This is a genomic window from Ruegeria sp. BA12, assembly GCF_056539625.1.
The window spans coordinates 99910-124322 of record NZ_JBQFVF010000006.1 but is presented as its reverse complement, the minus strand read 5'-3'; the positions used below and the strand labels follow the sequence as shown (position 1 = coordinate 124322).

Sequence of the window (24413 nt, the reverse complement as noted above, 5' to 3'; positions counted from 1 at the left end):
TGACACAGGCTGCGATCAAATGAATGTGGGGCGTGCTCAGATTGGCATCAGCGCCCAATAATCAAGGTCCAACAGGACGTTCGGCTGATACCGGCCATCTTCGTTTTTCAGCGCAAACGGCTCTCCACCCTTTGTCGCGACCAGCCGCAGACGGATGGCACCCACGCCCGGCACACCAGTTTCGGCCTTGTCCAGAACCTCGGACCAAGCCTTGATTGTGTCGCCTGCGAAGCAGGGGTTGGCATGGGCGCCGCCGTTCAGGCCGACAATCATCTGCGCATTGGCCAGACCGTTGAACGACAATGTCCGCGCCATCGAAATTACGTGGCCACCATAAATCAAACGACCATCGGGCCGGAAGGTCAGGTCGAAATGCACTTTGGCTGTGTTCTGCCACAGCCGGGTGGCAAGCATATGCTCGGCCTCCTCCACCGTCACGCCGTCGACATGATCAATGGTTTCGCCAATCTCGTAATCACCCCAACGATGCGCCTCGCCCGATTGGGCAAAATCGTAATTCGAGAAATCCAACCCCGTAGGCACCACCAGGTCTTTGGGCTCAAGCACTTTTTTCAGGTCCGGTACAACCGCCTCGGGCGCGGGGGCGTCAAGGTTCGATTTGCGCACCATCACCCAACGGACATATTCGATGACAACCTCATCTCGTTGATTCAGGCCACGCGTGCGTACCCAGACCACGCCAGTCTTGCCGTTCGAATTCTGCTTGACCCCGATTACCTCGGATTCAGAGCGCAGCGTATCGCCCGGATAGACCGGCAACAGCCAGCGTCCCTCAGCATAGCCCAGATTGGCAACCGCGTTCAGCGAGATGTCTGGCACGGTCTTGCCAAACACCACGTGGAAAGCAGCCAGATCGTCAATCGGGCTTTGCTGCAAGCCGCAATTCCGAGCAAATTCATCCGACGAATAAAGCGCGTGTCGCGCCGGGTAGAGCGCATGGTACAGCGCCCGCTCTCCGTCAGTTACAGTACGCGGCACGGCGTGATGCAGCACCTGACCAACAGAGTAGTCCTCGAAAAAGCGGCCCGGATTTGTCTTTGCCATTATTGCTGTCCCAGTTTCATATCGGAGGAATAGTCGGCCTCGACCTCTTTGGTCACAGCCTGCGCACACCGCATCATGCGGCTGTTTTCGTCATAGGCGTAAGACGGGTCACCATACAGCTCCCACCCATTTGCTAAGGCGTCTGACACTTTGTGGCAGAAGGCGGATGTGTCTTCCTCGGTCAGCAGGCGATAGAGTTTTGCCATGATGTCATTTCCTTAAGATGGGAACGGAGACGGACCAACCAGCCCGTGAATATAGCCGATCACACCCAACAACACGATCGAGGCGACAAAGAACATCGCGTCCTTGCCATAGGTACCGGGTTCACCGGGTGTCCAATCGGGCTCGGACTTGTTGATCACAATGACCTCGACAACAGCCCAGGCCAACAGCCCGCCGAACAGAATGATCGAGGCCAAATCGCCGTTAACCAGCAAATGCGCAAAAGCCCACAGCTTGAACCCGCCCAGCATTGGGTGGCGAAGCTTGTTCAACAGGCGACCCTTGGTGCCTGCGGGGCTCATCATATAGATCGCGATCAACACCAACAGATTGTTTATGTGGATCATGAAGGATGGTGGTGCCCAGACGAAAACGGTATCGGTCATGCGATAGCCGAAGATCATCAGCAGGATTGCCACGACCAGCGCCAGCGCAACCGCGCCTTTGCCCGCGCTGCCCATCGCCGCGCGCTGCGCCGGCATGACGCGTTGGAACAGATGAGCGGCCCACCACAGCGCCACCCCAAGGATCAGAAGAACAAAGCCCATTGCTGGCTTACCCCGCTTGCAAAGCTGAAATCGCCTCTGCTTTTGCCAGAATTTCGCGGGCTGTTACAACATGCAGGTTTTCAACGATCTTCCCATCCACGACGGCAACGCCCTGCCCTTGTGCCTCGGTCTCTTCAAACGCTGCAATCTGACGGCGGGCCAAGTCGATCTCGGCCTCTGACGGCGCATAGGCCGCGTTGGTGATGTTGACCTGCGCCGGGTGGATCAGCGTCTTGCCGTCAAAACCCATGTCACGGCCTTGTTCGCATTCTGCGGCCAGACCAGCCTCATCCTTGAATGCGTTATAGACACCATCCACGATGATCAGCCCATGGGCCTTGGCGGCCAACACGCACAGGCCCAGCGACGTCATCAACGGCAGACGGTCCGGACGGAACCGGGTTTGCAGATCTTTGGCCAGATCGTTGGTGCCCATGACAAAGCCTGCCATCAACGGATGCGCTGCAATCTCGGCCGCGTTCAACATCCCTTGCGGAGTTTCCATCATCGCCCAGATCGGCATGTCGCCGGTGATCGCGGCCAGCGCGTCCACGTCAGCGGCCGAGCCCACCTTGGGCAACAACACGGCATCCGCGTCCATCTCGCGTACGGCTTCGGCGTCAGAACGGCCCCATTCGGTATCCAGCCCGTTGATGCGCACGATCCTGACCCGGTCACCATACCCGCCAGCAGCCAGTGCCGCCCTGAGCGTTTCGCGCGCATTGGCCTTTTCGTCGGCGGCAACGGCGTCTTCAAGATCAAAGATGATCGCATCCACCGGCAGGGTGCGGGCCTTGTCCAGCGCCCGATCGCGCGAGCCGGGGATATAGAGAACGGAACGATAGGGGCGCTGACGGGGGTCCATTGGCCTCTCCCTTTGAAAGAATGTTGCGCGGAATGGGGCATTTTTTGTCGGAAAGTTCAAGGGCAAAATCGCCGCGCTGCAGCATTTACGACGCAACGTGCGGAGCTTTAACCGGATTTCTGCCCGCCGGACGCACCCTGATTACGTTGGAATCGAAAGGGGTGACTGATGAAAACGACGTTGTTCAAGATGACGATGGGCCTTGGGATCATGGTTCTGGCCGCACAACAGGTACAGGCCCGCACCTGTGCCCCGCGCGAGGACATAGTGAGGCGCCTGACCGAGACCTACGGCGAAACACGCCGCAGTATCGGCGTCGCGCGGCAAGGGACCGTGATGGAGGTTTACGCTTCGGATCAAAGCGGCAGCTGGACGATCACGGTGACATTGCCGGACGGGATAACTTGCCTAGTTGCCTCGGGCCAGGCCTATGATGATATGGCCGAGGCGCTGCCGCCCAACGTCTAGGTCAACGCGTCCCAGATCAGCTTGCTGCCGGTCAATGTCAGCAGCACATAGGCAATGCCAAAAAACAGGCGCTCGGACAGCATGAAATGCGCCCGGACGCCCAGCCATGCGCCCAGGATCGCAAAGGGCGTCAGCAGCAGGTCAGCCCAAGCGGTGTGCCAGGTGAACAGCCCCAGATAGGCATAAGGCACAAACTTCGCGATATTGATGACCCAGAAAACCAGCACGGTCGACGCCTGAAACTGAGTCTTCGTCAAGCGCTGCGACAGCAGGTAGACCGCGGCCGGGGGCCCTCCGGCGTGGCTTACGAAACTGGTAAACCCGGCAATCAACCCCGCAAACAGACCCGCAGGTGGCGGCAGGCGATTGGCAAAGCCGCGCACCCAGCCCTTAGTCTGTGAAAAATGCCAGACCACAAATCCGATCGAAATCCCGCCGATCAACAATCGCAGCAGGTCATCATTGGTGGCGCGATACAACCACGCCCCCAGCGCAACCCCCGGCACAGCGCCCAGTATTAACAGGCGTGAATCCGGCCAGCTCCACCGTTTCCAATAAGGGCCAAGGGTGGCTACATCGATCACCATCAGGATCGGCAACATCAGCGCAAGCGCCTGCCCGGGTTCAAGTATCAGGGCCAGAATCGACGAGGACGCAAACGCCACCCCCGACCCGAACCCGCCCTTCGAGATTCCGGCAAAGACCACCGCAGGGATCGCCACGGCAAAAAACATCAAGTTCAATTCGAACATGTGGCGTCCTGCAAATTGGCCTGTCTAAAAGGCCGTTTAGCGCAATCACACGGCCGGGTGCAAATGGTATGCGGTTGCATGCCGCGCCCAAGGGTACTTGCGCGAAACCCATTTAACGACTAGCAAAACCGCGATTTCAAAACCGACCGGAGATAATCCAAATGGCCAGACCCAAGATCGCGCTGATCGGCGCAGGTCAGATCGGCGGCACGCTCGCCCACCTCGCAGCAATGAAAGAACTGGGTGACGTCGTCCTGTTCGACATCGCCGAAGGCACCCCCGAAGGCAAGGCGCTGGACATCGCTGAATCCGGCCCGTCCGAAGGCTTTGACGCCAAGCTGAAAGGCACTCAGTCCTACGAAGATATCGCTGGCGCCGACGTCTGCATCGTGACCGCTGGCGTCCCTCGCAAGCCGGGCATGAGCCGCGACGACCTGTTGGGCATCAACCTGAAGGTCATGAAATCTGTCGGCGAAGGCATTGCGGCCAACGCACCCGACGCGTTCGTCATCTGCATCACCAACCCGCTGGACGCGATGGTCTGGGCGCTGCGTGAATTCTCGGGCCTGCCGCACAACAAGGTCTGCGGTATGGCAGGTGTTCTGGATTCGGGCCGCTTTGCTCATTTCCTGGCCGAAGAGTTCAACGTCTCGATGAAAGACGTCACCGCGTTTGTTCTGGGCGGCCATGGCGACACTATGGTGCCGTCGGTCCGTTACTCGACCGTCGCTGGTATCCCGCTGCCCGATCTGGTCGAAATGGGCTGGACCACGCAAGACAAGCTGGACGCTATCGTACAGCGCACCCGTGACGGCGGTGCCGAAATTGTTGGCCTGCTGAAAACCGGTTCGGCCTTTTACGCACCGGCCACGTCGGCAATCGAAATGGCCGAAGCCTATCTGAAAGACCAAAAGCGCGTCCTGCCCTGCGCAGCCTATTGCGAAGGTGAGCTGGGCGTCAGCGGCCTTTATGTGGGCGTGCCCACCGTAATCGGCGCGGGCGGTATCGAGCGTGTTGTCGACATCAAGCTGAACGAAGAAGAGCAGGCCGGTTTCGACAATTCGGTCAATGCGGTGAAAGGCCTGATCGAAGCGTGCAAAGGTATCGACAGCTCGCTGGCCTGATCCCTTTTATGAGACTTTCGAAAGCCGGTCCTTTTCAGGTCCGGCTTTTCTATTGCCCGTTTGCCCAAGTCCGAATGGAGCTACCGAAAATGTTGGCGCAAACGTTTTAAATTTTGTTTTTGAATGTGTTTTTGACAGGTTTGGTTTCAGATTCGAATCAAGTAACTGCCCGAGAATGAATTGTGATCACACCCCAAAAAACTGTGATCACAAATAACAAAAATCTACACTAAAAAGCTCTTCGCCGTCAAAAAAGCCTTTATATTTGCGCTCTACAGCCCTCTATAACGGGGTAATCGTAGTCAGACGGGACAGTGTTGATGAACATTCACGAATATCAGGCCAAAGCTCTTCTTCGCAGCTATGGCGCTCCGGTCTCCGAGGGACGCGCGGTTCTGCGCGCCGAGGAAGCCAAAACCGCAGCCGGTGAACTGGACGGCCCGCTTTGGGTTGTCAAAGCGCAAATCCACGCAGGTGGACGCGGCAAAGGTAGCTTCAAAGAGGCCGATGCCGGTGAAAAAGGCGGCGTGCGTCTGACCAAATCGGTGGAAGAAGCCGCCGAAGAAGCCAAGAAGATGCTGGGCCGCACGCTGGTTACGCATCAGACCGGCCCGGCGGGCAAACAGGTTAACCGCATTTATATCGAAGCCGGTTCCGGCATCGAGCGTGAACTGTACCTGGCCCTGCTGGTGGATCGCCAGACCAGCCGCATTTCCTTCGTCTGTTCGACCGAAGGCGGCATGGACATCGAAGAAGTGGCCGCAGCCACGCCCGAGAAAATCCTGTCCTTCTCGGTTGACCCTGCAACCGGCTATCAGCCCTATCACGGCCGTCGCATCGCCTTCTCGCTGGGTCTGGAAGGCGCTCAGGTCAAGCAATGCGTTAAGCTGATGGGTCAGCTCTATAACGCCTTCGTCGAGAAGGACATGGAGATGCTGGAGATCAACCCGCTGATCGTGTCCGACAGCGGCGACCTCAAGGTGCTGGACGCCAAGGTTGGCTTTGACGGCAACGCGGTCTACCGCCACCCCGACATCGCCGAACTGCGCGACACGACCGAGGAAGACCCCAAGGAACTGGAAGCCTCGAAATACGACCTGAACTACATCGCGTTGGACGGTGAGATTGGCTGCATGGTCAACGGCGCCGGTTTGGCGATGGCGACGATGGACATCATCAAGCTGTATGGCGCTGAGCCTGCCAACTTCCTCGACGTGGGTGGCGGTGCGACCAAAGAGAAAGTGACCGAGGCGTTCAAGATCATCACCTCGGACCCGCAGGTCAAAGGCATTCTGGTCAACATCTTCGGCGGCATCATGCGCTGCGACGTCATTGCCGAGGGCGTTGTCGCCGCGGTGAAAGAGGTCGGCCTGCAGGTTCCGCTGGTCGTGCGTCTGGAAGGCACGAATGTCGAGAAAGGCAAAGAGATCATCAACACCTCGGGCCTGGACGTGATCGCGGCGGACAACCTGAAAGACGGTGCCGAGAAGATCGTGAAGGCGGTTAAGGGGTAATCGCCACAGCTCATCGAACCTTAAACCAAACGGAGAACCGCTATGCGCAGTGGTTTGAGAGACACTTTTGAAACGCTGAGCTGGTCCGGACGCCGCAACGGACCGCGCTCGGGGCATGGGTCGACCCTTGCGGCGACCCGACCGCTGCGTGATGCGCTTCCGCGTATTTTTGACGAGTACAATGTCAAAACGTTTCTTGACGCGCCATGTGGTGATTGGACTTGGATGCAACATGTGGACCTGACCGGCATTCAATATGTCGGCGGGGACATTTCGCTGGAGGTTCTGGAAGAGGTCAAACAGCAGCATGCTGCTCCAGGACGCGAGTTCATGCACCTCGACATCACATCAGACACTCTGCCAAAGGCGGATATGATGATGTGCCGCGACTGTCTTTTTCATCTAAAATGGTGGTTGCGGTGGGCCTTTTTTGAAAACTTCGTCGCCAGCGGAATCCCGTATTTGCTGACGACGCGGCATTACATCCCCCAAAACCCCAGACTGCCAAGAAACGGAGGTTTCAAACGGTTCAACCCGTGCGTTGCACCCTTTAACTTTTCAGAACCGATCGAGACCGTCAGTGAAACGGGCGAAATCAACCTGGACCCCGAGTTTATGCTGACGCGAGAAGGTCAGAAACAACGGTCTTTGGGGATTTGGTCCCGAGACCAGGTCATCGACGCCGTGGCACGACGCGGTTCTGATCCCGACCAAAACGAGACTCGCAGCGCTGGTGATCAAAACATCTAGCGCGCTAACATTAATCACTATGGAGGCCACGAAATGGCAGTCCTCATCGATGAAAATACCAAAGTGATCTGTCAGGGCTTTACCGGCTCGCAGGGCACATTTCACAGCGAACAGGCCATCGCCTATGGCACCAAGATGGTCGGCGGCGTGACCCCTGGAAAAGGTGGGATGACCCATCTCGACCTGCCCGTGTTCAACTCGGTCCACGAAGCCAAGCACGTGACCGAAGCCAACGCCTCGGTGATTTACGTTCCGCCTCCATTTGCGGCTGACTCGATCCTCGAAGCGATTGATGCCGAGATGGAGGTGATCGTCTGCATTACCGAAGGCATCCCGGTTCTGGACATGATGAAGGTGAAACGCGCGCTGGAAGGCTCAAGCTCGCGCCTGATCGGTCCGAACTGTCCTGGCGTGATCACGCCGGATGCCTGCAAGATCGGCATCATGCCCGGTCACATCCACAAGCGCGGTTCGGTCGGCGTTGTTTCCCGTTCGGGCACCCTGACCTATGAGGCCGTCAAGCAGACCACCGATGTGGGTCTGGGCCAGTCCACCTGCGTGGGCATCGGCGGCGACCCGATCAAAGGCACCGAGCATATCGACGTGCTGGAATGGTTCCTGGCCGATGACGAAACCGAGTCGATCATTATGATCGGTGAGATCGGTGGCTCAGCCGAGGAAGAAGCCGCGCAGTTCCTGGCGGATGAGGCCAAGAAGGGCCGCAAAAAGCCAACCGCAGGTTTCATCGCAGGCCGTACGGCCCCTCCGGGCCGCCGCATGGGCCACGCGGGCGCAATCGTCGCCGGCGGCAAAGGTGGAGCTGAGGACAAGATCGAAGCCATGCGCTCGGCCGGTATCGTCGTGGCCGAAAGCCCGGCGCAACTGGGTGAGGCGGTGCTGGAAGCGATTGGGTAAACTGTGAACTGGGGTACAAGAACCCTTATTGGCCTTGTGGCTGCCGTCTCGGCAGCCACAACTGCCCCAGCTGTCGCCGACAGCTCAAAATTCGCTTCGGAAACCGTGGCGGCTTGTCAATCCGCCATTGATCTGGTGACGGTAACGGATAACCTGATCAAGATTGGTTGGACTCACGCTGTTCCAGCAGAACTTGATGACCGCGCAATAAAGTCTTTTGCCGCATCGTTACTTTCAGAACAGTTTGGTTATGGGGACGTTGCTGATCCGCGCATAGTAAGAACATGGGAACTTGCGCTAAAAAATGCCGCCGGTACACGCAATCTAGTAACTGTCGAAGGCACAGAACAAAAAGACCGTTGGTTTGTAAAATTGCAAACTGGGAGTGTTTTACGCATCAGCACTGATGAGTATAACACCTACAGTCAATTACGTTGCCTGATTGCACTCAAGGATGAAGACTCACCAGTGACATTTGAGCGTTTGCTTGGGGGTTCAGGACGCGACCCTGCGACTTTGCCTCCGGTGTACCGTCTCAGATCTCAATCTTATGAAAGCAATGGCCTAAAACGGGTTCTGAACAGTGCAGTACTGAACACCGAGCGCATTTCAACCGTTTCGGACATTGGGATAGATGTGTCCTCCATTTTCTCAACCTATGTCACGAAACAGGCAGAGAACTCAAAATGACCTTCTCCGACGCCATCCGCACCTGTTTCTCGAAATTCTTCACCTTCTCGGGTCGTGCCTCGCGGCCTGAATACTGGTTCTTTTTTCTGTTCATCGTGATCTGGAGCTTTATCGCCGGGGTCATTGATGCACAGTTCTTCACTCAGGTTGCTGTGACTGAAACTGAAACATCCAAATCCGTCACCGCCACGTCTTCGGCACCGGTGCAAAGCATCGTCAGCTTGATCGTGTTCATCCCGCACCTAGCCGTCGCGTGGCGGCGGATGCATGATACCGGGCGCAGCGGGCTATACGCATTGCTGCCGATCCTGCTAATCCTCGGGGCCTTTGCGGTTCTGATCTTTGGTATCGGTCTTGCGTCGCATTTTCAGCACGGCGGCAGTCTGGACATTCTGTTTACCCGCGCCACGCTGCTGATTGTTGTTCCGACGTTGATCGTTCTGTTTGTGTCTCCTCTTCTGGTGTTGTGGTGGCTGACCCGCCCAAGCCAGCCAGGTGTCAATAAATACGGCCCCAATCCAATTGAGGTGCCCCAGTGAACGGACTTGGTATGCATAGAAGGTCGCGGCCATCGTCTTCCGGAAAGGACCGCTGAAATGGTTCTGGTGTGCCACAAGCATAAATTCATCTACCTCAAGACCACGAAGACGGCTGGCACGTCGACGGAAAAGGTCCTGCAACCGCTTTGCGAAAAGCCGGGTCTGGGGGAACTGGAAAACGGCAAGGTCAGGATCTCAAAATACGGGATCGTCGGGGCACGGGGGCCTGGGCGGCGTGAACCGCATCCGGATTGGCAGTTCTGGCGCAAGCACAAATACCCATGGCGCAACCACATGCCGGCCTGGGAAGTCAAAGAGAACCTTGGGGCCGAAACATTCGACGAGTACACCAAAATCGCAAATGTCCGCGATCCCTTTGACAGGGCGGTGTCTCAGTTTCACTTCATGAAATACCAGCAGAACCTGCCCTCGGAAGATCCGAAAACGGAATTTGAGCAGTTCAAATCGTTCATCTTGTCGGGAACTTGGTCCATCGATTGGAAGATTGTCTCGATCGACAACATTTTGATCGTGGATCGCTTTATTCGAAAGGAACATCTGGTTGCCGACCTGAACGGTATTTTTGCTGATTTTGGCTTGCCGGAAAACAGTTTTAACTTGGGGCATGACAAATCGATGAAAGAACGACGAAAAGGAATACCTGTGCCAGAGTATTATGACTCCGAAACGATCGATACTGTCCGACGAAACATGGCCTGGGTGTTTGACAAGCTCGGCTACCCCGACAGCCCGCAGCACTGAGACCAAAACCGAAACCGCCAGCCCATTCGAGGTTCGCACATGACCGAACATACGCCCAATTCCGCATTTCACGCCTCTAGCTTTATGCAGGGGCACAATGCCGAGTATCTGGAACAGCTTTATGCCCAGTACACCAAGAATCCCGGCGCGGTGGATGCCGCCTGGGCCGAGTTCTTCAAGGCCATGGGTGACGCTACGCCGGACGTGCAGCGTGAGGCCGAGGGGCCATCCTGGGCGCGCACCGACTGGCCGCCGATGCCAGCCGATGACCTAACCGGCGCGCTAACCGGCGAATGGGCCGAGATCGACGCCAAGGCAGCGGGCCAAAAGATCAAGGAAAAGGCTGCGGACAAGGGCGTTGCCGTCAGCGACGATCAAATCAAGCGCGCGGTGCTGGACAGCCTGCGGGCGCTGATGCTGATCCGGGCCTACCGTATCCGGGGCCATCTGGCCGCCAATCTGGACCCGCTGGGCATGCGCACGGCCAGTACACACCCCGAGCTGGACCCCAAAACCTATGGCTTCACCGAGGCCGACATGGACCGTCCGATCTTTATCGACAACGTGCTTGGCCTGCAGATGGCAAGCATGCGCCAGATCGTTGAGATCGTGAAACGCACCTATTGCGGCACTTTTGCGCTGCAATACATGCATATCTCTGATCCCGAACAGGCCGCGTGGCTGAAGGAACGGATCGAAGGCTATGGCAAAGAAATCGCCTTCACCAAGGAGGGCCGCAAGGCGATCCTGAACAAGATGGTCGAGGCCGAAGGTTTCGAGAAATTCCTGCACGTCAAATACATGGGCACCAAGCGCTTTGGTCTGGACGGCGGCGAGGCCCTGATCCCGGCGATGGAGCAGATCATCAAACGCGGTGGCGCCCTGGGCGTTCGGGACATCGTGATCGGCATGCCGCACCGGGGCCGTCTGAACATTCTGGCCAACGTGATGCGCAAGCCCTATCGCGCGATCTTCAACGAATTCCAGGGGGGCAGCTTCAAGCCCGAAGACGTGGATGGTTCGGGCGACGTGAAATACCATCTCGGCGCCTCCAGCGACCGTGAGTTTGATGGCAACTCGGTCCACCTGTCACTGACCGCGAACCCCTCGCACCTTGAGGCGGTGAACCCGGTGGTGCTGGGCAAGGTCCGCGCCAAGCAAGACCAGTTGAAAGACGATGACCGCACGACTGTGATGGGCATCCTGCTGCACGGCGACGCGGCGTTCGCCGGTCAGGGTGTTGTGGCCGAAGGCTTTGGCCTGTCGGGTCTGCGCGGGCACAAGACCGGCGGCACCATGCACATCGTGGTCAATAACCAAATCGGTTTCACCACCGCTCCGCACTTCTCACGCTCCAGCCCATATCCCACGGATATCGCGCTGATGGTCGAAGCACCAATCTTCCACGTGAACGGTGACGACCCAGAGGCCGTCGTGCACGCCGCCAAGGTCGCAACCGAGTTCCGCCAGAAGTTCCACAAAGACGTCGTGATCGACATCTTCTGCTATCGCCGGTTTGGTCACAATGAGGGCGACGAGCCCATGTTCACCAATCCGATCATGTATAAGAAGATCAAAACCCATAAGACCACGCTGTCTCTGTATACCGAGCGCTTGGTCAAGGACGGCCTGATCCCCGAGGGTGAGATCGAGGATATGAAAGCCGCCTTTCAGGCCCATCTGAACGATGAGTTCGACGCGGGCAAAGACTACAAACCCAACAAGGCTGACTGGCTGGACGGGCGCTGGTCACATCTGGACAAGAACAAAGAAGAATATGTCCGCGGCGAAACCGCGATCACGCCGGACACTCTGGTCGAGATCGGCAAGGCCCTGACGCATGCACCCGCCGACGTTGCCCTGCACAAGACCGTCGGGCGGTTGCTGGATCACAAGAAGAACATGTTCGACAGCGGCAAGGGCTTTGACTGGGCCACGGGCGAGGCGCTGGCCTTTGGCTCGTTGCTGACCGAAGGGTTCCCGGTGCGCCTGTCCGGTCAGGACGCAACACGCGGCACCTTTAGTCAACGTCACTCGGGCTTTGTGCATCAGGAAAGCGAAGAGCGGTACTACCCGCTGAACAACATCCGAGCAGGCCAGTCGAAATACGAAGTGATCGACTCGATGCTCAGCGAATACGCTGTACTGGGTTTCGAATACGGGTTTTCATTGGCCGAACCGAACGCACTAACCCTGTGGGAAGCGCAGTTCGGAGACTTTGCCAACGGTGCGCAGATCATGTTCGATCAGTTCATCAGCTCGGGCGAAAGCAAATGGCTGCGCATGTCCGGTCTGGTCTGCCTGCTGCCGCACGGGTTTGAAGGGCAAGGGCCCGAACACTCGTCCGCACGGCTTGAGCGGTTCCTGCAGATGTGCGGCCAGGATAACTGGATCGTGGCGAATTGTACGACGCCTGCGAACTACTTCCACATCCTGCGCCGTCAGTTGCACCGCACCTTCCGCAAACCGCTGATCCTGGTGACGCCGAAATCGCTGCTGCGCCACAAGCTGGCGGTCAGCACTGCCGACGAATTCACGACAGGCTCAAGCTTCCACCGGGTGCTGTGGGATGATGCACAACACGGCAATTCGGACACCAAGCTGGTCAAGGATGACAAGATCAAGCGGGTCGTGATGTGTTCGGGCAAGGTCTACTATGACCTGCTGGAAGAACGCGACGCCCGCGGGATCGACGACGTCTATCTGATGCGGATCGAGCAGTTCTACCCCTTCCCCGCCCACTCGCTGATCAATGAGCTTGAGCGTTTCAAAGGGGCCGAGATGGTCTGGTGTCAGGAAGAACCCAAGAACCAGGGCGCCTGGACCTTTATCGAACCCAATATCGAATGGGTGCTGACCCGCATCGGCGCCAAACACACAAGGCCGATTTATGTCGGCCGCGCAACCTCGGCTTCGCCCGCGACGGGTCTGGCCAGCCAACACAAAGCTCAACAAGAGGCGCTTGTGAACGAAGCGCTGAGCCTCGAAGGAAAGTAAACGATGACCATTGAAGTTCGTGTACCTACGCTAGGCGAATCCGTCACCGAAGCTACGGTTGCCACCTGGTTCAAGAAACCTGGTGACGCTGTGGCCGTGGATGAGATGCTCTGTGAGCTTGAAACCGACAAGGTAACGGTCGAGGTTCCAGCCCCCGCTGCCGGTGTGATGGGCGAAATCGTCGCTGCCGAAGGTGAAACCGTAGGCGTTGACGCATTGCTGGCCACCATCACCGCAGGCGAAGGTGCTGCCCCGGCCCCCGCCGCTGCCCCGGCCCCTGCTGCCGCGCCTGCAGCGGCCGCTCGTGGTGGCAGCGTCGATGTGATGGTGCCCACTTTGGGTGAATCCGTGACCGAGGCTACCGTTTCGACCTGGTTCAAACAGGTTGGCGATGCCGTGGCGCAAGACGAAATGCTGTGCGAATTGGAAACCGATAAGGTCTCGGTTGAGGTTCCGGCACCGGCTGCTGGTGTTCTGGCGGAAATCGTAGCGCCCGAAGGCACCACCGTGGACGCCTCGGCCAAGCTGGCCGTGATTTCGGGTTCGGGTGCTGGAGCCGCCCCGGCCGCAGCCCCAGCCGCCGCAGCAGCGCCTGCAGCAGCCACCGCTGCTAAAGACGTGGCCAATGCACCCTCGGCTGAGAAAGCGATGGCCGAGGCTGGTTTGTCCGCCGATCAGGTTACAGGTACTGGCCGCGATGGCCGCATCATGAAAGAGGACGTGGCCCGCGCCGCAGCTGCCCCCGCAGCCCCTGCTCCGGCCCCAGCGCCTGCACCTGCACCGCGCGCACCGGTCGCAGCAGGTGATGCCGCGCGCGAGGAACGGGTCAAGATGACCCGCCTGCGCCAGACCATCGCCAAGCGTCTGAAAGACAGTCAGAACACCGCCGCCATGCTGACCACTTATAACGAGGTGGACATGACCGAGGTGATGGCCCTGCGTAACCAGTACAAAGACCAGTTCGAAAAGAAGCACGGCGTGCGTCTGGGCTTTATGTCTTTCTTCACCAAGGCCTGCTGCCACGCGCTGAAAGAAGTGCCCGAGGTGAATGCGGAAATCGACGGCACCGACATCGTTTACAAGAACTTTGTCCATATGGGCGTTGCCGCCGGAACACCGACCGGTCTTGTGGTTCCGGTTATCCGCGACGCGGATTCGATGTCCTTTGCCCAGATCGAAAAAGCCATCGCCGAAAAAGGCAAGCGCGCCCGTGATGGCAAGCTGTCAATGGAGGAGATGCAGGGCGGCACCTTCACCATCTCGAATGGCGGTGTCTATGGCTCGCTAATGTCCTCGCCGATCTTGAACCCGCCGCAATCGGGTATCCTGGGCATGCACAAGATTCAGGACCGTCCGATGGCAATCAACGGTCAGGTCGTGATCCGTCCGATGATGTATCTGGCCCTGTCCTATGACCACCGGATCGTTGACGGCAAAGGCGCCGTGACCTTCCTTGTTCGTGTAAAAGAGGCGCTGGAAGATCCGCGCCGCCTGCTGATGGATCTGTAATTATGGCAACGCATGTATTGTGGCAGGCCGATGTGGCCGATTTCGATGCCTGGCTGAAAGTGTTTCGTGAGGATACGCCAATGCGCAAGGCTGCGGGTATCCGCGACCTGCACGTCTGGCGGGACCCAGATCAGAGCGACCACGCCATCGCCATGTTCGAAGTGACGAACTTGGACAAAGCACGGGCCTTTTTCGGATCTGAGGAATTGGCGATGCACCACGAGCGGGGCGGCATTGCACATATCACGATCAAGCTGCTGGACCCGGTTTGAAGAAAGCACAGCAGGATCCGGCTACGCTGGATCATGCAGCCACCGGCCCATCCGGTCGACTTAGGAGAGTATAATGGCAAACTATGACGTCATCGTAATCGGCGCCGGCCCAGGCGGCTATGTCTGCGCTATCCGCTGCGCCCAGCTGGGCCTGAAAACCGCCGTTGTCGAAGGGCGTGAAACGCTGGGAGGCACCTGTCTGAACGTGGGTTGTATCCCGTCAAAGGCGCTGCTGCACGCTTCACATCAATTGCATGAGGCCGAGCATAACTTTGCCAAAATGGGCCTCAAGGGCAAAAGCCCCTCAGTCGACTGGAAACAGATGCAGGCCTACAAGGAAGAAACCATTGAGGGCAACACCAAAGGCATCGAGTTCCTGTTCAAAAAGAACAAGATCGACTGGCTGAAAGGTTGGGGCTCGATCCCTGCCGCTGGTCAGGTCAAGGTGGGGGATGAGGTTCACTCGGCCAAGAACATTATCATCGCCTCGGGGTCTGAACCGTCCTCGCTGCCTGGTGTAGACGTTGACGAAAAGGTTGTCGTGACCTCGACTGGTGCGCTGTCACTTGGCAAGATTCCCAAGAAGATGGTCGTGATTGGTGCCGGTGTGATCGGGTTGGAACTTGGCTCGGTTTATCAGCGATTGGGGGCCGAAGTGACGGTGATTGAGTTCCTCAAGGAAATCACACCGGGCATGGACCCCGAGGTTCAGAAGACTTTCCAGCGCATTCTCAAGAAACAGGGCTTGAAGTTTGTGATGGGCGCAGCGGTGCAAAAGACCGAAGCGACCAAAACCAAGGCCAAGGTCACCTATAAACTTCTGAAAGACGACAGCGAGCATGTGATCGACGCGGATACAGTGTTGGTCGCCACCGGGCGCAAGCCGTTCTCTGACGGGTTGGGACTGGAGGCTCTGGGGGTCGAAATGACACCGCGCGGTCAGATCAAAGTTGGCAGCGACTGGCAGACAAACGTACCGGGAGTCTACGCCATCGGCGACGTGACCGAAGGCCCGATGCTGGCCCACAAGGCCGAGGATGAGGGCATGGCCGCTGCTGAACAGGTCGCGGGTAAACATGGACATGTAAATTACGGTGTTATCCCCGGCGTGATCTACACATGGCCCGAGGTCGCCAATGTTGGTGAAACAGAAGCAACGCTCAAGGAACAAGGTCGTTCATACAAGGTCGGCAAATTCATGTTCATGGGCAACGGTCGCGCCAAGGCGAACTTTGCCGCCGATGGCTTTGTCAAAATTCTGGCCGACAAGGACACGGACCGCATTCTGGGCGCGCACATCATCGGCCCGGCAGCGGGCGATCTGATCCACGAGGTCTGCGTGGCTATGGAATTTGGCGCCTCAGCCGAAGACCTGGCCCTGACCTGCCACGCCCACCCGACCTATTCGGAAGCTGTGCGCGAGGCTGCGCTGGCTTGTGGTGACGGTCCGATCCACTCGTAGGACAGCACTGACTCAACCGGAGTTAGCGAGGCTCTCGCCTCGCGCTCCGAGATATTTTTGGCAAGATGAAAAGGCGGATTCCTCGTTCATCTGGCCATTAAATACCTCGGAGGAGTTGCGGCTTACCGCAGCGGGGGCAGAGCCCCCATTTACCACATCGTTTTTGCAGCGCGTGCGCCCCATTCTGAATCGTAGCGTTCACCGCCCTCCTCACCCTGACTTGCCTCGGCCAAAATCTCACCAATACTGGGCAACTCGACGGAACTGTCACCCGAGGTCCAAATTTCAGCGCGCATCAAGGCACGGGCGCATTGCGTGTAGATCTCGGTGATTTCGATAACGATGACCGTGGCTGGCTGTTTGCCGTGTTTCTCAAACCGGGCGCGCAGGTCTGCATCCGCAGTCAGTCGGGCCGTTCCATTTACACGCACCACGTTGTTGGAGCCCGATACCATAAACATCAAGGCCACACGCGGATCACGCACAATATTGCGCAGTGAATCCAATCGATTATTGCCGCGCCAGTCCGGAAGGGCCAGCGTATTTGGATTAAGCTCTAACACCGCCGGGCCATCATCTCCGCGGGGGCTGCCATCCACACCTTCGGGACCCACGGTACTGAGGATACAAAGCCGCGAGCTCATGATCCATTTGCGATAAAGTGGTGTCAGGCTGTGTACCACTTTTCGAAAAGAGGCCGCGCCGGGCGGTCTGTTGTAGATCTCTTCGAGCGATTTGATGTCCTTAATGAACTCCATCCGGATCAAACCCCACTTCTTTCATCAATGCATTGGATCGCGTCTCAATCACGTCTTCCAATCGACCAAGAAACGAATTGCGCGCAACCCCCGGCTCGATCGGATCAAGAAAGTCCACAATCGCCAAACCCGGTTTGCGCAGAACACCTGTGCGCGGCCAGAAAACTCCGGCATTTGTCGCCACCGGGACACAGGGAAATCCCAACCCCTCATACAGAACCGCTGTGCCCACTTTGTAAGGTTTCTGCACCCCTGGCGCAACGCGTGTGCCCTGCGGGTAGATCACCAATTGACCGGGCTCAGTGAATTCTTTGGCGACGTCTTTGACCATCTTGGCAACGGCCGCGCCTTTTTTACCGCGATCGACTGGGATACAGCCGAGACGCCGCGCATACATGCCAATGACAGGGGTCCACAGCAGCTCTTTCTTCATTATGAATTTGCCGTGGGGGATGGCGTCGAAAATTATGATGATGTCGAGAAAGGACTGGTGCTTGGCGCCAATCACCACCTCGTCCACCGGCACTGTGCCGCGTACTTCGGATCGAATGCCAACCATCCAGCGCGCCAGCCACAGGGTTGTGCGGGCATAGGTCTTACACGCCCGCAACGCACCACGCTTGTTGAACAGGGCAAAGGGGGCAAACACGATGCCCAGGATCAGCATCCAGACATAGATCACGATCATGAAGATCAAAGAGCGTACCCATTGAAACGCTGTGGCCATCACGAAAGCTCCTTCAATTTGCGGCTGGCGGCGGTCCACGTGGCCAGGAAGGCAACAGTTGCGCCCAATACAGGGATCAGTGCAGGCAGCAACCAGCCTGCCCCCTGAAAGCCCAGACCGGTCAAAAACCCGCCCTCGTCCGAGGCTTCGGGCAGCAAAAGCACCCCGGTCATACCCAGCAATACCCCGACAACCGCGCCAAAGAATGCCCGGTAGGTAAAGCGCCGGACAAAGGCGCGGGCGATAAAGCGATCCCTGGCACCAACCAGACGCAGCACCTCAATGATCTGCGCGTTGGCCGCAAGCGAGGCATTAGCCGCAAGCGTAATCATGGCTGCGGTCGCGCCACCGATCAGCAGGATCGAGACCCAACCGAGCCGGCGCAGTGACATGGCCGCATCGACCAGAGGTTCGCGCCAGCGGGTGTGGTCGTCCAGCACAGCGCCCGGCACCTCGGCCCCCAACCGCAACCGCAGTCCGGTTGCATCCAGACCCGGATCGCCTTCGATGATCTCGATCAGTTGCGGAACGGGCAATGTGTCCAGCGGCAGGTCAGAACCAAACCATGGCGACAACAGCGCGGCCTGCTCCTCGGTCGTCAGCGCCCGGGCCGATGCGACGCCGGGGGTTTGGGCCAGCACGGTCAACGCAGCCTCGGTCTGGGCGGCCAGCTGGTCGGCGGGGGCATTGATCCGCAAGGTGGCCGCCCCGGCCAGTTCGGTTGCCCAACGGTCGGCCAATCGCCCGGACGCCAGCGACAGGGCCAGCGCAAACACGGTCAGAAAAGCCATCGCGCCCGATACGAACAAGGTCAGATGCGCGGTGTAACCGGTGGGGGGCACCACCCGATCGGCCCGCGCATCCCGTTTCAGCAAGTTTCGGATCATCCCCTTGCTCATAGGTCTGCCCCCGCAAGTTGGACCTGCCGTTGCGAAATACGCAGCACGCGTGCCTGCACCTGGCTTTTGGCAGCTCGGATCAGGCTCAGATCATGGGTGGCGATCAGCACGGTTTTGCCCATCTTGTTCAGCTCGACCAACAGGCGCAGCAAGCGTTGCGACATCTCCCAGTCCACATTGCCAGTGGGCTCATCTGCCAGAACAACATCGGGCGACAGGATCACCGCCCGGGCCAGCGCGGCGCGCTGACGTTCACCACCCGACAGTTCGGGCGGAAGCGCGCCCAGCCGGGTGCCAAGACCCACCCAGTTCAGCAATTCAGTCAGATCATCCCGCAACGCAGATTCCGAACGCCCCGACACCATCAGCGGCAGCGAGACATTTTCGGCCACCGTCATATGATCCAGAAACCGGCAATCCTGATGCACAACGCCAACCCGGCGGCGCAGCAGAGCCATCTGATCGCGATCCAACTGGGCCACGTCCTGTTCAAACGCGCTCAACCGTCCGGACGTGGGCAGCAATGCGCCGTAGCACAGTTTAAGCAAAGTGGTCTTGCCCGCGCCCGAAGGGCCGGTCAGAAAGTGGAACGAACCCGGCTGCAGTCGCAGGGACACGTTGCTCAGCAATTCACCTCCACCATAGGTGTAGCTGACATTTTCCAGCTCGATCACAGGGGCCCCCGTTCTAATTGCTGCTCTTCTTGCCCGAGCGTGGTTGTGGTTTCAATGCCTGCACCGGGGCGAATTGGTGACATTTATGCTGCCAAACCGAAAACACCCTTTGCGGTCAGGTCTTAACGGAATAACATCCCTAAAAAAACTATTATCAGGTCGAGGTCCCGACCAGGAGGCAGCATGCGTCTTACGTGTCCGAATTGCGGTGCCCAATATGAGGTGCCAGACGAAGTCATCCCGGAAGAGGGCCGCGACGTTCAGTGTTCAAATTGCGAGAACACCTGGTTCCAGGCCAAATACCCGGACCAACCCGCGCCCGCAGCGGTCACGCCCATTTCAGAAGAGCCTGCAGCCGAGGAAGCCGCGACAGACCCGACCCCCACACCGGTGGATGAAGCGTTTGCCGCGGAACCGCAGGCTGAGCCTAGATCTGAACCTGCGACGGAACCCGAAACAACACCCGCACCAGAACCTGAAGCAGCCCCCGAGCCGGAAAAACCCGAAACAACCGGAAATATCGACCCCGCTGTTGCCGGCATCCTGCAAGAGGAAGCCGCCCGAGAGGCTGAGCTGCGTGCCCAGGAAGGCGGCAGCATAGAAACTCAGCCCGATTTGGCACTGGACACTCCTCCGGAACCTGACCCCGAACACGCCATCAAGGAACTGACGGCCACGGAAACCGCAGAAGACGCGGGCCAGAAAGATGACCTGCCCGATGTCGAAGCGATCAATTCCAGCTTGCGCAGCGACGACATCATGGGCGCAGAAGACGAGCCCGCGCCGCGTAAATCTGGCGGATTTGTGCGCGGATTTGCATTGATCCTGATTGTTGGCATCATTCTGTTGCTGGTCTATGGCAACGCCCAAAAAATCAGCGAGGCTGTGCCGCAGGCCGAACCGATCCTGACCCCATATGTGTCGCTGGTGGATCAGGCACGTCTGTGGCTCGAAGCACAGACTTCGGGGACAGCACAGAACTGACCTGATTGAAAGACGGACCTAGAACCGCTCTAACAGCCGCTTGAGGTATTCCAACTCGATCTGAGGACGATCCGATTCACCGGTGCGGCGACGGATTTCGTCCAGCAATTCGCGGGCGCGACGATAGACATCCTCGCCCTGCAACAGGCTGTCATCGGTTGAGATCGATCCATTTGAACCCGGGTTGCGGCCCAGCGGATCACGGCTGTTGGCCTGCATATCACCTTCTTGCGATCCCTGACCCGGTTGGTTCTGCTGGTTCTGGGCCAAGGCTTCACCCAGTGACCGCATGCCTTCGCGCAGGGCTTCCATCGCCTCGGACTGGTTGTCGATTGCATCAGCCAGATCATCATTGCGCAGCGCATTTTCGGCCTCGTCCATAGCCCGCCCTGCGCGGCCCAGCGCATCGCGCGCGGCATCGCCCTCGGGCGTGCCCGCACCGGGTAGATTCTGTTGCTGACGACCCAATTCATCGCGCAAAGCCTGTTGGCGATCAGCCAGCGATCCTTGCCCCTGCTGGCCGTCGCCCTGTTGATCTGCGCCGCGACCACCCTGACCTTCGTGGCTTTGCCCCCGACCCTGACCGCCATTGCGGCCTTCGTTGCCCTGGCTTTCACCAGCCTGCGCGCCAGGGTTGAACTGTTCCTGCAGATCGCGAAAAGCCTGATCGCTGAGGCCTTGCTGTTCGCGCAGGGTTTCGGCCAACCCTTCCATCGCCTGCTGGCCTTCGGATTGCTGGCCCTGCCCCTGGCCCTGAGTGACACGCATGTTTTCCATCATCCGCTGGAACTCTTCCAGCGCCTGCTGAGCCTCAGCCATGCGGCCCTGTTCCATCAGTTCCTGAATACGGTCCATCATCCGCTGCAGATCGTCCTGCGTCATCTGCAGGGATTCGCCATTCTCGCCTTGTTGGTTTTCGTCAAACTCACCGTTTTCCTGTGCCAGACGCTGCAGTTGGCGCATGTAATCCTGCGTTGCCTCGCGCAGCTCTTGCATCAGCTCAGCGATTTCCTCATCGGAGGCGCCGTTCTTCATCGCCTCGGTCAGGCGTTCCTGTGCCCGGCGCATCCGTTCCAGCGCATCGGCCAGCGTACCGTCTTCGATGATGATCGCCAGATCCCACAGGGCCTGGGCGATCTCTTCCTGTTGTTCCAGTGTCAGCCCGTAGTCATCGAACATTTCCAATCGCCGCAGGGTCACACGAAGACGCAGATACGCGGTGTCGGATCGAAAGAACCCTTCGGGCAGATGCGAGATCGCGCGCAAAATCTGAGACACCCGGGGCGCGTTGTCCCTGGCCCACAGCAAATCACGCCGCTGTTCGATCACTGCAGCGGCCAGTGGATCAAAGAAACGCCGCGCAGGCAATGTGGTCTGATACGGATCAGAGTGGCCTTCCTGATCGGCCGCATCCCGTGCCGTCAATGTAATCTTGACCGGCAAATGCGCCCAAGGGTGCTGCGAGAAATCCTCGATCAGGTCTTCGGTAAAATCGATCCGGTCGCCGGTAATCGGCATCGGAAGTTCCACGGTGATCACTTCGCGCGGTTCAGGTACAGCGGCCAGACCATAGCTCCGGCTGACCTCAGCCAGATCAAGCGCGATCACGGCTGATCCAGAGACCACGCCATAATCGTCCACAGCAGTGAACGGCAGTTTCATGCGTCCACCAGCCTCGGTCTCGGCTTCGTCGGCGATCGCAATCTTCGGCGACGTATCCGCAATGATGTTTACGGCCCAGTTCCGCCCTGCCGGACCATCAATCGTCAACTGGCCTGAACGGGTGGCAATAAAATCCTGTTCCACCTCAGATGCGTCTTCGGCGCCCAGGGGCGATGTCGTCTCGGTCAAGCTATGGTCGCCGACCTCGCCATAAAAACGCAGGGTGATGCGGCTGCCTTGTGGAACAGATAGTGTCGGGTCTGATTGGTCCGCCAGGTAAAGCGTCGGCAAGCCGGTATAGCGTGGCGGCTCCACCCATCCTTCCCAGCTGGGCCCCTGCCCAGCCGTGGCCGCGCCCGGCGTCATCTCGGCCACTGAACCAATGCGCCAGAACGATCCGAACAGAACCGCGATCACCAACGCCAGCAAGGCAGAGTAACGCAACGCATAAGGATCGCGATCAGCCAGCCGCAAATCTGGTTTGACCGGCTCAGCCTGCGCCGCCCGTTGCGCCATACGCGTCTGGTGCGCCTGCCACAGCGCGACTGAATCGGCATCCATCGCCCCAATGGCCTGATCGTCCATAAGCGCCTGAATCGGACGCCCCGGCAGTGACGCATCCACCCGCATCAGCGCTTCGGCCCGTCTGGGCAAATGGAATCGCCTGATACCCCAGACCAGTGCCACCAGCAGGCCAATCACTGCGACAACACCCACTGCCCAGACCACCTCGACCCGGACGTGATCCTGCAACCCCAGCATCAACGCAGCCAGAATCGCCATGAAAATCGAGAAAAATGGCCAGAATGCACGCAAAACCTGCTCGGCCAGCATCCCTGCGTGCGTCAGCCACAGGGAAAGTCTTGGAATCGGCAGGTTATGTCTTGCGTTCAAGGCAGGCCTCCTGAGCGGGCCCGCGCGGTCATCGCGTCAAAGCCACTCGGGTATGGTATCGCGGTTTATGATTTCGTCAAAGCTTGGCCGTTCACGAATAACTGCAAATTGATCCCCATGTACCAGAACCTCAGGGATCAGGGGGCGCGTGTTATATTCGCTGGCCATCACCGCCCCATAGGCTCCGGCGCTGCGAAAGGCCACCAGATCACCCGGCGCCAGCGGTGGCATGTTGCGTTGTTTGGCGAAGGTATCACCGGTCTCACAGACCGGACCGACGATATCATAGGGCTGTTGTTCAACGCCCGGCGCCGGTTCCTGCACGGCAACGATATCGTGATGCGCCTCGTACATGGCGGGGCGGATAAGGTCGTTCATGGCCCCATCGAGGATCAGAAAATCGCGCCCCTCACCGGATTTCACATAAATCACCTTGCTGATCATCAAACCGGCATTGCCCGCGATCAGACGACCAGGTTCGATCTCGATCTCGCAATCCAGATGGCCCAGCGTTTTGTTGATCAACGCACCGTATTCTACGGGCAGCGGTGGTGCGTCATTGGCACGGGTATAGGGAATGCCCAAACCTCCGCCCAGATCGAGACGGCGGATATTGTGACCTTCGGCACGCAGCTGCTCAGTCAACTCGGCGACTTTGGTATAGGCCAGCTCGAACGGCTCCAGCTCGGTTAGTTGCGAGCCGATATGGACGTCGATGCCAATCACCTCAAGCCCGGGCAGGGACGCGGCGTGGGCATAGACCTCTGACGCGCGGGCGATGGGAATACCGAACTTGTTCTCGGACTTTCCTGTAGCGATCTTGGCGTGGGTTTTGGCATCAACATCCGGGTTAACCCGCACAGTGATAGGCGCAACCACACCCAATTCCAGCGCTACAGCGTTAATCACTTCCATCTCGGGCTCGGATTCGACGTTGAACTGACGGATGCCCCCGGTCAGCGCGGTGCGGATCTCATCCACAGTTTTGCCAACGCCTGAGAACACGATTTTATCGCCTGGCACACCCGCCGCCTTGGCGCGCAGATATTCCCCGCCCGAGACCACATCCATCCCCGCGCCCGCCTGCGCCAGCGTTTTCAGGATCGCCTGATTGCTGGCGGCTTTCATCGCATAGCAGACAAGATGCTCGGTCCCTTCCAGCGCGTCATCGAACAGCTGGAAATGGCGCAGTAAAGTCGCGGTGGAATAGACGTAAAACGGGGTCCCGACCGCGGCAGCGATTTCGGAGATTGGGACATCCTCGGCGTAAAGCGCGCCGTCGCGGTAGAGAAAGTGATCCATGACAGCGCGCTTAGACCAAAACCGCCCGGCGGATCAATGGATTCCGCACATCCGGC

24 protein-coding genes are annotated in these 24413 nt (G+C 58.5%); 13 read left to right on the top strand and 11 right to left on the bottom strand.

The genetic code is table 11. The features are described 5' to 3' along the window. Positions 1-36: 36 nt before the first annotated feature. Genes ACR0B0_RS13265 through ACR0B0_RS13250 form a run of 4 tightly spaced genes read right to left on the bottom strand, consistent with a single transcriptional unit; the run spans position 37 to position 2703 of the window. On the bottom strand, positions 37-1065 hold the full coding sequence (locus tag ACR0B0_RS13265) for a MaoC family dehydratase (RefSeq protein WP_480648155.1): 1029 nt from the start codon (positions 1063-1065) through the stop codon (positions 37-39). Then, positions 1065-1271: a DUF1737 domain-containing protein gene (locus tag ACR0B0_RS13260; protein WP_480648153.1), complete on the bottom strand. Its 207-nt coding sequence runs from the start codon at positions 1269-1271 to the stop codon at positions 1065-1067. Before ACR0B0_RS13260 ends, ACR0B0_RS13265 begins: the two co-directional genes overlap by 1 nt. A gap of 12 nt (positions 1272-1283) precedes the next feature. After that, positions 1284-1838 carry an NnrU family protein gene (locus ACR0B0_RS13255; RefSeq protein WP_170397171.1) on the bottom strand — a complete coding sequence of 185 codons (555 nt, stop codon included), beginning with the start codon at positions 1836-1838 and terminating at the stop codon, positions 1284-1286. Positions 1839-1845: 7 nt separating this feature from the next. Further along, positions 1846-2703 carry an HpcH/HpaI aldolase/citrate lyase family protein gene (locus tag ACR0B0_RS13250; RefSeq protein WP_480648151.1) on the bottom strand — a complete coding sequence of 286 codons (858 nt, stop codon included), beginning with the start codon at positions 2701-2703 and terminating at the stop codon, positions 1846-1848. A 168-nt stretch (positions 2704-2871) separates the two neighbouring features. Between ACR0B0_RS13250 and ACR0B0_RS13245 the strand changes: the two genes are divergently transcribed. After that, positions 2872-3171 (top strand): hypothetical protein, encoded by a 300-nt coding sequence (locus ACR0B0_RS13245; protein ID WP_170551624.1) that lies wholly within the window; start codon positions 2872-2874, stop codon positions 3169-3171. Here the strand turns inward: ACR0B0_RS13245 and ACR0B0_RS13240 are convergent. Continuing rightward, positions 3168-3923 (bottom strand): sulfite exporter TauE/SafE family protein, encoded by a 756-nt coding sequence (locus tag ACR0B0_RS13240; protein ID WP_480648148.1) that lies wholly within the window; start codon positions 3921-3923, stop codon positions 3168-3170. The two genes, ACR0B0_RS13245 and ACR0B0_RS13240, sit on opposite strands and share 4 nt — an antisense overlap. A 161-nt stretch (positions 3924-4084) precedes the next feature. Between ACR0B0_RS13240 and mdh the strand changes: the two genes are divergently transcribed. The 11 genes from mdh to lpdA all read left to right on the top strand — a co-directional run bounded on the left by mdh (position 4085) and on the right by lpdA (position 16457). Then, positions 4085-5047: a malate dehydrogenase gene (mdh, locus tag ACR0B0_RS13235; RefSeq protein ID WP_170361389.1), complete on the top strand. Its 963-nt coding sequence runs from the start codon at positions 4085-4087 to the stop codon at positions 5045-5047. A gap of 320 nt (positions 5048-5367) precedes the next feature. Then, entirely contained in the window at positions 5368-6561 is a 1194-nt protein-coding gene (gene sucC, locus ACR0B0_RS13230) for an ADP-forming succinate--CoA ligase subunit beta (RefSeq protein WP_170350625.1), read from the top strand. Positions 6562-6603: 42 nt separating this feature from the next. Next, entirely contained in the window at positions 6604-7311 is a 708-nt protein-coding gene (locus tag ACR0B0_RS13225) for a class I SAM-dependent methyltransferase (protein ID WP_170377761.1), read from the top strand. Positions 7312-7344: 33 nt separating this feature from the next. Then, positions 7345-8226: a succinate--CoA ligase subunit alpha gene (gene sucD, locus ACR0B0_RS13220; RefSeq protein ID WP_170350627.1), complete on the top strand. Its 882-nt coding sequence runs from the start codon at positions 7345-7347 to the stop codon at positions 8224-8226. A 3-nt stretch (positions 8227-8229) separates the two neighbouring features. Next, positions 8230-8916 (top strand): hypothetical protein, encoded by a 687-nt coding sequence (locus tag ACR0B0_RS13215; protein ID WP_480648146.1) that lies wholly within the window; start codon positions 8230-8232, stop codon positions 8914-8916. Beyond that, positions 8913-9455: a DUF805 domain-containing protein gene (locus ACR0B0_RS13210; RefSeq protein ID WP_480648144.1), complete on the top strand. Its 543-nt coding sequence runs from the start codon at positions 8913-8915 to the stop codon at positions 9453-9455. Before ACR0B0_RS13215 ends, ACR0B0_RS13210 begins: the two co-directional genes overlap by 4 nt. A gap of 57 nt (positions 9456-9512) precedes the next feature. Then, on the top strand, positions 9513-10217 hold the full coding sequence (locus ACR0B0_RS13205) for a sulfotransferase family 2 domain-containing protein (RefSeq protein ID WP_480648142.1): 705 nt from the start codon (positions 9513-9515) through the stop codon (positions 10215-10217). Between the two features lie 39 nt (positions 10218-10256). Then, the gene (locus ACR0B0_RS13200; protein ID WP_170350633.1) at positions 10257-13214 is read left to right on the top strand and encodes a 2-oxoglutarate dehydrogenase E1 component; all 2958 of its coding nucleotides are present in this window, start codon (positions 10257-10259) and stop codon (positions 13212-13214) included. A gap of 3 nt (positions 13215-13217) precedes the next feature. After that, complete coding sequence (odhB, locus tag ACR0B0_RS13195; protein ID WP_170350635.1) at positions 13218-14723, top strand: 2-oxoglutarate dehydrogenase complex dihydrolipoyllysine-residue succinyltransferase; 1506 nt, start codon at positions 13218-13220, stop codon at positions 14721-14723. 2 nt (positions 14724-14725) lie between these two features. Then, the gene (locus tag ACR0B0_RS13190) at positions 14726-14995 is read left to right on the top strand and encodes a hypothetical protein (protein WP_170350636.1); all 270 of its coding nucleotides are present in this window, start codon (positions 14726-14728) and stop codon (positions 14993-14995) included. A gap of 73 nt (positions 14996-15068) precedes the next feature. Then, on the top strand, positions 15069-16457 hold the full coding sequence (gene lpdA, locus ACR0B0_RS13185) for a dihydrolipoyl dehydrogenase (protein ID WP_480648140.1): 1389 nt from the start codon (positions 15069-15071) through the stop codon (positions 16455-16457). Positions 16458-16606: 149 nt separating this feature from the next. Here lpdA and ACR0B0_RS13180 read toward each other — a convergent pair whose 3' ends face one another. The 4 genes from ACR0B0_RS13180 to ACR0B0_RS13165 are packed head-to-tail and all read right to left on the bottom strand — an operon-like array spanning position 16607 to position 19515. Then, entirely contained in the window at positions 16607-17215 is a 609-nt protein-coding gene (locus ACR0B0_RS13180) for a pyridoxamine 5'-phosphate oxidase family protein (protein WP_170350639.1), read from the bottom strand. Further along, complete coding sequence (locus ACR0B0_RS13175; RefSeq protein WP_170350640.1) at positions 17202-17942, bottom strand: lysophospholipid acyltransferase family protein; 741 nt, start codon at positions 17940-17942, stop codon at positions 17202-17204. The genes ACR0B0_RS13180 and ACR0B0_RS13175 overlap by 14 nt, the downstream gene beginning before the upstream one ends. After that, positions 17942-18841, bottom strand: a complete 900-nt coding sequence (locus tag ACR0B0_RS13170) for a cell division protein FtsX (protein WP_170361370.1) — start codon at positions 18839-18841, stop codon at positions 17942-17944. The genes ACR0B0_RS13175 and ACR0B0_RS13170 overlap by 1 nt, the downstream gene beginning before the upstream one ends. Further along, a complete protein-coding gene (locus ACR0B0_RS13165) occupies positions 18838-19515 on the bottom strand; it encodes a cell division ATP-binding protein FtsE (RefSeq protein WP_480648139.1) in 678 nt (225 codons plus the stop codon). The genes ACR0B0_RS13170 and ACR0B0_RS13165 overlap by 4 nt, the downstream gene beginning before the upstream one ends. Before the next feature lie 183 nt (positions 19516-19698). On the opposite strand from ACR0B0_RS13165, the gene ACR0B0_RS13160 reads away from it, so the two are divergent. Beyond that, positions 19699-20499, top strand: coding sequence for a zinc-ribbon domain-containing protein (locus ACR0B0_RS13160; RefSeq protein WP_480648137.1), 801 nt, complete (start codon positions 19699-19701; stop codon positions 20497-20499). A gap of 18 nt (positions 20500-20517) precedes the next feature. Here the strand turns inward: ACR0B0_RS13160 and ACR0B0_RS13155 are convergent, their stop codons facing one another. After that, positions 20518-23055 (bottom strand): TIGR02302 family protein, encoded by a 2538-nt coding sequence (locus ACR0B0_RS13155; RefSeq protein WP_480648135.1) that lies wholly within the window; start codon positions 23053-23055, stop codon positions 20518-20520. Between the two features lie 36 nt (positions 23056-23091). Next, complete coding sequence (gene lysA / locus ACR0B0_RS13150; protein WP_480648133.1) at positions 23092-24357, bottom strand: diaminopimelate decarboxylase; 1266 nt, start codon at positions 24355-24357, stop codon at positions 23092-23094. Between the last annotated feature and the right edge of the window lie 56 nt (positions 24358-24413).

Excerpts from the sequence above, each read along its gene's own strand:
- ACR0B0_RS13265 (WP_480648155.1), bottom strand. The coding sequence starts at position 1,065 with ATGGCAAAGACAAATCCGGGCCGCTTTTTCGAGGACTACTCTGTTGGT.
- ACR0B0_RS13260 (WP_480648153.1), bottom strand. The coding sequence starts at position 1,271 with ATGGCAAAACTCTATCGCCTGCTGACCGAGGAAGACACATCCGCCTTC.
- ACR0B0_RS13255 (WP_170397171.1), bottom strand. The coding sequence starts at position 1,838 with ATGGGCTTTGTTCTTCTGATCCTTGGGGTGGCGCTGTGGTGGGCCGCT.
- ACR0B0_RS13250 (WP_480648151.1), bottom strand. The coding sequence starts at position 2,703 with ATGGACCCCCGTCAGCGCCCCTATCGTTCCGTTCTCTATATCCCCGGC.
- ACR0B0_RS13245 (WP_170551624.1), top strand. The coding sequence starts at position 2,872 with ATGAAAACGACGTTGTTCAAGATGACGATGGGCCTTGGGATCATGGTT.
- ACR0B0_RS13240 (WP_480648148.1), bottom strand. The coding sequence starts at position 3,923 with ATGTTCGAATTGAACTTGATGTTTTTTGCCGTGGCGATCCCTGCGGTG.
- mdh (WP_170361389.1), top strand. The coding sequence starts at position 4,085 with ATGGCCAGACCCAAGATCGCGCTGATCGGCGCAGGTCAGATCGGCGGC.
- sucC (WP_170350625.1), top strand. The coding sequence starts at position 5,368 with ATGAACATTCACGAATATCAGGCCAAAGCTCTTCTTCGCAGCTATGGC.
- ACR0B0_RS13225 (WP_170377761.1), top strand. The coding sequence starts at position 6,604 with ATGCGCAGTGGTTTGAGAGACACTTTTGAAACGCTGAGCTGGTCCGGA.
- sucD (WP_170350627.1), top strand. The coding sequence starts at position 7,345 with ATGGCAGTCCTCATCGATGAAAATACCAAAGTGATCTGTCAGGGCTTT.
- ACR0B0_RS13210 (WP_480648144.1), top strand. The coding sequence starts at position 8,913 with ATGACCTTCTCCGACGCCATCCGCACCTGTTTCTCGAAATTCTTCACC.
- ACR0B0_RS13205 (WP_480648142.1), top strand. The coding sequence starts at position 9,513 with ATGGTTCTGGTGTGCCACAAGCATAAATTCATCTACCTCAAGACCACG.
- ACR0B0_RS13200 (WP_170350633.1), top strand. The coding sequence starts at position 10,257 with ATGACCGAACATACGCCCAATTCCGCATTTCACGCCTCTAGCTTTATG.
- odhB (WP_170350635.1), top strand. The coding sequence starts at position 13,218 with ATGACCATTGAAGTTCGTGTACCTACGCTAGGCGAATCCGTCACCGAA.
- ACR0B0_RS13190 (WP_170350636.1), top strand. The coding sequence starts at position 14,726 with ATGGCAACGCATGTATTGTGGCAGGCCGATGTGGCCGATTTCGATGCC.
- lpdA (WP_480648140.1), top strand. The coding sequence starts at position 15,069 with ATGGCAAACTATGACGTCATCGTAATCGGCGCCGGCCCAGGCGGCTAT.
- ACR0B0_RS13180 (WP_170350639.1), bottom strand. The coding sequence starts at position 17,215 with ATGGAGTTCATTAAGGACATCAAATCGCTCGAAGAGATCTACAACAGA.
- ACR0B0_RS13175 (WP_170350640.1), bottom strand. The coding sequence starts at position 17,942 with ATGGCCACAGCGTTTCAATGGGTACGCTCTTTGATCTTCATGATCGTG.
- ACR0B0_RS13170 (WP_170361370.1), bottom strand. The coding sequence starts at position 18,841 with ATGAGCAAGGGGATGATCCGAAACTTGCTGAAACGGGATGCGCGGGCC.
- ACR0B0_RS13160 (WP_480648137.1), top strand. The coding sequence starts at position 19,699 with ATGCGTCTTACGTGTCCGAATTGCGGTGCCCAATATGAGGTGCCAGAC.
- lysA (WP_480648133.1), bottom strand. The coding sequence starts at position 24,357 with ATGGATCACTTTCTCTACCGCGACGGCGCGCTTTACGCCGAGGATGTC.